The sequence below is a fragment of the Aureimonas sp. N4 genome (assembly GCF_001463925.1).
Taxonomy (GTDB): Bacteria; Pseudomonadota; Alphaproteobacteria; order Rhizobiales; family Rhizobiaceae; genus Aureimonas; species Aureimonas ureilytica_A.
This window is the reverse complement of record NZ_BBWS01000013.1, coordinates 87,705-93,935: the sequence shown is the minus strand read 5'-3', so window position 1 is coordinate 93,935 and position 6,231 is coordinate 87,705. Positions and strand designations below refer to the sequence as shown.

General features: G+C 66.6%; 9 protein-coding genes and 1 other RNA gene. 8 read left to right on the top strand and 2 right to left on the bottom strand.

Annotated elements, in window-relative coordinates:
• Positions 1–333 precede the first annotated feature (333 nt).
• From AUL28_RS04725 to AUL28_RS04705, 5 genes are all read left to right on the top strand, one after another.
• The gene (locus AUL28_RS04725; protein WP_058600827.1) at positions 334–615 is read left to right on the top strand and encodes a DUF4164 domain-containing protein; all 282 of its coding nucleotides are present in this window, start codon (positions 334–336) and stop codon (positions 613–615) included.
• A gap of 48 nt (positions 616–663) precedes the next feature.
• Positions 664–1,029, top strand: a complete 366-nt coding sequence (locus AUL28_RS04720; protein ID WP_058600826.1) for a cell division protein ZapA — start codon at positions 664–666, stop codon at positions 1,027–1,029.
• A gap of 2 nt (positions 1,030–1,031) precedes the next feature.
• The gene (gene bluB, locus AUL28_RS04715; RefSeq protein ID WP_062230839.1) at positions 1,032–1,661 is read left to right on the top strand and encodes a 5,6-dimethylbenzimidazole synthase; all 630 of its coding nucleotides are present in this window, start codon (positions 1,032–1,034) and stop codon (positions 1,659–1,661) included.
• A gap of 45 nt (positions 1,662–1,706) precedes the next feature.
• Positions 1,707–1,865, top strand: a non-coding RNA gene (ssrS, locus tag AUL28_RS04710) — 6S RNA.
• A 109-nt stretch (positions 1,866–1,974) separates the two neighbouring features.
• Positions 1,975–2,553, top strand: a complete 579-nt coding sequence (locus tag AUL28_RS04705) for a 5-formyltetrahydrofolate cyclo-ligase (protein WP_062230838.1) — start codon at positions 1,975–1,977, stop codon at positions 2,551–2,553.
• Here the strand turns inward: AUL28_RS04705 and AUL28_RS04700 are convergent.
• Positions 2,507–3,061 (bottom strand): CAP domain-containing protein, encoded by a 555-nt coding sequence (locus AUL28_RS04700; protein ID WP_062230837.1) that lies wholly within the window; start codon positions 3,059–3,061, stop codon positions 2,507–2,509. The two genes, AUL28_RS04705 and AUL28_RS04700, sit on opposite strands and share 47 nt — an antisense overlap.
• A gap of 133 nt (positions 3,062–3,194) precedes the next feature.
• Between AUL28_RS04700 and AUL28_RS04695 the strand changes: the two genes are divergently transcribed.
• From AUL28_RS04695 to AUL28_RS04685, 3 genes are all read left to right on the top strand, one after another.
• The gene (locus tag AUL28_RS04695; RefSeq protein WP_062230836.1) at positions 3,195–3,842 is read left to right on the top strand and encodes a glutathione S-transferase N-terminal domain-containing protein; all 648 of its coding nucleotides are present in this window, start codon (positions 3,195–3,197) and stop codon (positions 3,840–3,842) included.
• Positions 3,839–4,660 (top strand): TIGR00282 family metallophosphoesterase, encoded by an 822-nt coding sequence (locus AUL28_RS04690; RefSeq protein WP_058635557.1) that lies wholly within the window; start codon positions 3,839–3,841, stop codon positions 4,658–4,660. The genes AUL28_RS04695 and AUL28_RS04690 overlap by 4 nt, the downstream gene beginning before the upstream one ends.
• A gap of 110 nt (positions 4,661–4,770) precedes the next feature.
• Positions 4,771–5,001, top strand: coding sequence for a hypothetical protein (locus AUL28_RS04685; protein ID WP_156418224.1), 231 nt, complete (start codon positions 4,771–4,773; stop codon positions 4,999–5,001).
• 116 nt (positions 5,002–5,117) lie between these two features.
• On the opposite strand, the gene ruvB is transcribed toward AUL28_RS04685, so the two are convergent.
• Positions 5,118–6,161 (bottom strand): Holliday junction branch migration DNA helicase RuvB, encoded by a 1,044-nt coding sequence (gene ruvB / locus AUL28_RS04680; RefSeq protein ID WP_058600819.1) that lies wholly within the window; start codon positions 6,159–6,161, stop codon positions 5,118–5,120.
• Between the last annotated feature and the right edge of the window lie 70 nt (positions 6,162–6,231).

Sequence of the window (6,231 nt, the reverse complement as noted above, 5' to 3'; positions counted from 1 at the left end):
GGCAAAACGAGGTCAGGAGAAGGCGATGCCCGCCGCACCGGGCGCGCCGAACGCGCTCAAACGGCTTGTGGCCGGGCGCGAGGGGGAAGCGGGCCTCTGGGCGAAAGGCATGGATTTAACGTCCTCCCGATGCGCCCTGCCGAAGCGGCACGGCGCGTTCGCGCGCACTCATCATAGGTTCTTCGCGCATGTCAATTGGCGCAACGCGAAGCTCTGGCGGTGGAAAAGCTTTTCACGCCCTTGCGTTCCCGTTAAAGCGGTTCGGCAGCTTGGCTTCTGTGAATGAAGCCGAGCGTGCAAGAGGTTGGAAGCACGACGGGAAAAGGGGTTTTCATGCCGGACGCGGGGCCGCTGACCGACGCCACGAATCGCCTGCAAGCGTCTCTGGAACGTTTGGAGCGCGCGGTGGATCGCCGTCTGTCGCGCGACCATGTCGTGATTTCCGCCGAGGAGGAGGTGCAGCGCATGACCGCCGACCGCTCGCGCCTCGCCGGCGAGCTGGACACGGCGCTGACGCGCGCCTCGCGTCTCGATGCGGCCAATCGCGAAGTCTCGCGCCGTCTCGTCGCCGCCATGGAGACCATTCGCGACGTTCTGGCCCAGCGCCGGGGATAGCGTCCGCCGCCGTCTCCTTCAAACCCTCGCGCCCACCCAAGGACAGACATGCCCCAGATCGTCGTTACCATCGATGGCAAGACCTACCGGATGGCCTGTGCCGAGGGCGAGGAAGCGCATCTGACATCGTTGGCCGCCGATATCGACGCGCGCATCAACGAGTTGCGCGGCTCGTTCGGCGAGATCGGCGAGCTGCGCCTGTCGGTCATGGCCGCGATCATGGTCAATGACGAACTGTCCGAGCAGCGCCGGCGCGTGGCCGAACTGGAAGCCGAAGTGGCGCGCCTTCATGTGGCCGAAGAGCAGGCGGCCCTGCGGGCTGCCGCCACGGGGGACCAGCGGCTGGTGGAGCATCTCCTGGGCGTCAGCGAGATCGTGGAGCGTATCGCCGAGCGGCTGGAGACCGGGCGCTGACCATGAATTTCGACGCCGGCTTCCGGGCCGAGCTTCTGCGACTGTTCCAGTGGCGGCGCGATGTCCGGCATTTCCGCCCCGATGCCTTGCCGGATGGCACGCTGGAGCGCCTTCTCGAAATCGCGACGCTCGCACCCTCCGTCGGTCTCAGCGAGCCCTGGCGTTTCGTGGTGGTGGCCGATCCCACCAGGCGGGCCGCGATCCGCGCCGACTTCCAGCGCTGCAATACGCAAGCCGCCTGCGCTCAAACGGCCGAGCGCGCGGCGCTCTATGCCCGGCTGAAGCTCGAAGGCATGGAAGCGGCGCCCGTGCAGTTCGCCGTCTTTGCCGAAGGCGATCCCGAACAGGGCCACGGGCTCGGCCGGCGGAGTATGCCGGAGACAGCCACCTATAGCGCGGCGCTGGCCGTCCATACGCTCTGGCTAGCGGCGCGCGCCGAGGGGCTGGGCCTCGGCTGGGTGTCGATCCTCGACCCCGCGACCCTCCGTGCGGTTCTGGACGTACCGGAATCCTGGCGCTTCATCGGTTATTTCTGCCTGGGATTTCCCATGCTGGAAAGCGACACCCCCGAGCTTCAGCGTGCCGGCTGGGAGACCCGGCGGCGTCTGCCGGAAAAGCTTCTTTATCGGTGATCGCGCCTCTGGCGCTCGCGCGGGCGGCGGCCTATATTCGGTCTCGGCGGGCTGTGCGGTTCGACAGGGATAACTTATTCCCCGGGGCCTTACTCATCCCTTAGGGAGCTGTCCCTGCTGCGGTCCGTGGACTGCGGCACACGGCGCCCACCTACTTTGTAGGTTCCCGGGATCGACTTTCTCATCGGCCGAGGCGGCTCGCCACTTCCTCCCTTTCTCCTCCGCTTCTGTCTCATGCCCGAGACGCGCGCGCTCTTGGCCCGCTCATCGGAAGGCTGCTAAAGCCTTCTGGCCTATCAAAAGGGAGGCAGGAATGAGCGCTGGCATGATCGACAAGAGCCTTCTGCGCCGGCGCATGATGGCGCTGCGCGATGCGATGCCCGCTAGCGCACGCATAGAGGCTTCGCTCGCGATCGCCGATCACGCCGATGCGGCCCTGCATTTCGAGCCGGGAACGGTCATCGGCGGCTTTCTGCCCATCGGCTCGGAAATCGATGCCCGTCCGCTCATGGCTCGGTTGCAGGATCGGGGCGCGCGTCTGGCGCTGCCCTGTATCGTGGCAGGTGATCTCGTGTTCCGCGAACTCCTGCGCGGTGCGCCGCTCGTGCCGCAGGGCTTCGGTACGCACGGGCCGGGCGAGGACGCGCCGGAACTCAACCCGACCCTGCTTCTGGTTCCCTTGCTGGCCTTCGACCGGCGCGGCGGGCGCATCGGCTATGGCAAGGGCTTCTACGACCGCGCCATCGCGCGCCTTGCCCCCGTGGAGACTTGGGGCCTCGCCTTCGACGTGCAGGAAGTGTCCGCCGTGCCGATGACGGCGGGGGATCGGTTCCTGGATCGGATCGTCAGGGAAAGCGGAGTTCTGGACCCCAGCGCATCGGCTTCTGGCTGACCAGCCGGGGCGCGTCAGGCTTCGGCGCGCCGAAGATCTGCGTCCAATAGGCCGGGCCGCCCTCGCGCAGACGTCCGCCCGCGAAGCCGATTTCGGTGACGTTGGGGTTGAGGAGGTTCTTGCGGTGGCCGGGCGAGTTGATCCAGCCGACCATGGCCGCGCCGTAATCGGCATAGTTGCGCCCGATATTCTCGGCCACCGTGCTCCATTGGTAGCCGAAGCGCGCGACGCGCCCCGGCAGCGCGCCGGCCACCTGATGGTCCATCTTGTTGCGCTCGGCCATCGCGGCCGTCTGCCAGGCGGCGGCCTGCATCAGCTTCTCGTTGATGCGCAGCGGCTTCACGCCATTCTTGGCGCGGAAATCATTGACGAGGGCCAGCGCTTGGTCGCGCCCGATGGCGGCCGGCTTGGTCTGGCTGGTGTCCACCGGCTTGGCGGTGATGCAGCCCGAAAGGGCGAGGCCGCTCAGGAGCACGGCGATCACAGGCAGGGAGAAACGGGTCGTCACGCAAATTCTCTTTCATGCCCGAAGGGGCGTCGCCCGGGTGATGAATCCGCCGGGATGGTTTTCGTCAAAAATCATTCCCCCTTTGCCCGATCCTGCGCTAGCTGATCGAGTATCGAGGAATCGGAGCGTGCTCATGATCGAGCTGTACACCTGGACCACGCCGAACGGCGAAAAGCCGGCGATCATGCTGGAGGAGTGCGGGCTCGACTACGACCTGCGTCTCGTCGATATTTCGACCGGACAACAAAAAGAATCCGGCTTTCTTGCGATCAACCCGAACGGGCGCATCCCGGCCATCGTGGATCGCGAGGCGGGAGAGGGGCACCGGGTCTTCGAGTCCGGCGCGATCCTCGTGCATCTTGCCGAAAAGACCGGCCGCTTCCTGGCCGCGTCCGGCCCCGCGCGCTCGGAAGCTTTCGCCTGGACCTTCTTTCAGGCCGGCGGCACAGGCCCGATGATCGGGCAGATCCATTATTTCAAGAATGCCGAAGAGCGCAGCGATTTCGCGATCCGCCGCTTCGAGCGCGAAAGCGAGCGGCTGCTGGGTGTTCTCGATGCGAGACTGTCGGAAGCCGACTATCTCGCCGGAGACTATTCCATCGCCGACATGATGAACTGGAGCTGGGCCCGCTCGGGCCTGCGCGACCTCGACGCCGCTTCGCGCTTCCCCGCGCTCGCCGCTTGGGTCGAGCGCGTCGGTGCGCGGCCGGCCGTGAAGGCGGCTCTCGCCCGATTGCAGGATGCCAAACTCGCTGCCGCCGAAAGGGCGTCCAACGCATGAGATTTCTGTTTCTGGGTGACATGGTTGGCCGCACCGGCCGCATGGCGGTCTTTGAAAAGCTGCCGGGGCTGATCGCCGACTGGAAGCTCGATTTTGCGGTCGTGAACGGCGAGAACGCGGCCGGCGGCTTCGGCGTCACGGAAGATATCTTCGAGGACACGATCAGCGCGGGCGCCGATGTCATGACGACCGGCAACCATGTGTTCGACCAGCGCGAGGCCCTGGTCTTCGCCGCGCGGCAGGACCGTTTCCTGCGCCCGGCCAATTATCCGCCGGGCACGCCCGGCAAGGGCTCGGGCTTCTATGAGGCGCGCAACGGCGCACGCGTGCTCGTCGCCAATCTCATGGGCCGCGCCTTCATGCACCCCGAACTGGACGACCCGTTCCGCGCGGCGGGCGAGATCGTCTCGGCCTGTCCGCTCGGCGAGCAAGCCGACGCCATCATCATCGACATGCATGCCGAGGCGACGAGCGAGAAGCTCGCCATGGGCCATTATCTCGACGGGCGCGTGTCGGTCGTGGTGGGCACGCACACGCATGTCCCGACGGGCGATCACCAGATCCTCGTCAACGGCACGGCCTATCAGTCGGACGCCGGCATGTGCGGCGATTATGATTCCTCGCTCGGCATGGAGAAGGAAGAGCCGCTGAACCGCTTTCTGACGCGCATTCCGCGCGGGCGCTTCGAGGCGGCGAGCGGCCCGGCGACGATCTGCGGCCTCGCGGTGGAGATTTCCGACCGCACGGGGCTCGCCGAAAAGGTGTCGGCCGTGCGGATCGGGCCAAGGCTCGAAGAGGTCGTCCCCAGCTTCTGGTAGCCAAGCGGCAGCCCCCGGCGGGAGCGCCCTATTGGCGCCCCGAACGCCGTGTCTTGTGCAATGCGGGACAGAGGCGCGGCAGCGCCCGTGCGTTTTGTGGCCGGGGGTCTATGCCATTCAAACGTCGTCATCATGTCGTGGGTCTGTTGCTGGCTGGGATCGGGTTCGCGACCTCGACTCCCGGCGCGCTCCATCTGCATCTTCATCCCGGCGCCAAGCTTCGCTCGTCCGCCGTCGTGCAACTCGATGACGACGTGGACCGCGAACCGGGCGCGGCTCTGTTCGAGCGCGACCGGGAGGAGCGGGACGATGACCCCAACGCCCGCGAAAGCGAGGGGTGAGGGGCAGGCGACCTCAAACTGCCATGCTGGGCTGTACGAATCCGCCGCTGCTTCTCGGGCACTGGCCTCCGCGCCCCGTCGAGCGAACCCGGCTCCGCGTTGACGCCTTGCCCGTCTCAGTCTTCGTCGCCGCTTTCGAACAGACTCGACTGCACGCCCTGATAGGTCGCCGGGACCGCCAGCCCGAGATGCCGGAAGGCGTGCTGGGTCAGGAGGCGTCCGCGCGGGGTGCGCTGGATGAAGCCCTGTTGAAGAAGATAGGGCTCCACGATGTCCTCGATCGCGTCGCGCGGTTCCGACAGGGCAGCAGCGATCGTCTCGATGCCGACCGGGCCACCTCCGAAATTCAGGGCGATCAGGTCGAGATAGCGCCGGTCGAGCTGGTCGAGCCCGAGCGAATCCACGTCCAGCCGCGTGAGCGCCTCGTCGGCGGTGCGCCGGTCCACGATCTCGGCGCCGGCCATGGTTGCGAAATCGCGCACGCGGCGCAGCAGACGGCCGGCGATGCGGGGCGTTCCGCGCGCGCGCCGCGCGATTTCCCGCGCGCCGTCCTCGCTCATCGGCAGGCTCATCAGCCGCGCGCCGCGCTTCACGATATGTTCGAGCTCGTCCACCGTGTAGAAATTCAGGCGGACGGGAATGCCGAAGCGATCGCGCAGGGGCGTGGTCAGTAGGCCGAGACGGGTCGTCGCCGCCACCAGCGTGAATTTCGACAGATCGATCTTCACCGAGCGTGCCGCCGGCCCTTCGCCGATAATGAGATCGAGCTGGAAATCCTCCATGGCGGGATAAAGGATTTCCTCCACTGCCGGACTCAGCCGGTGAATCTCGTCGATGAAGAGAACGTCTCGCTCTTCGAGATTGGTCAGAAGCGCGGCGAGGTCGCCCGCCTTGGCAATGACCGGACCGGAGGTCGAGCGGAAATTGACGCCGAGTTCCTTGGCCATGATCTGCGCCAGCGTCGTCTTGCCGAGGCCCGGCGGGCCGACGAAGAGCACATGATCCAGCGCCTCGCCGCGCGTCTTGGCCGCTTCGATGAAGATCTTCAGATTGGCGCGCGCCGCCGCCTGCCCGACGAAATCGTCCAGCCGCTGCGGTCGCAGCGTGCTATCGACGTCTTCGCCGCGCTTTTCGGGAGTGATCAGGCGGTTGTCGCTCATGGGTCGGGTCCGTTCCGCGTCGGCCCGAAGGGCAGGGCGGGCTTGCGATGAGAGCATGTCCGGGGGGCGG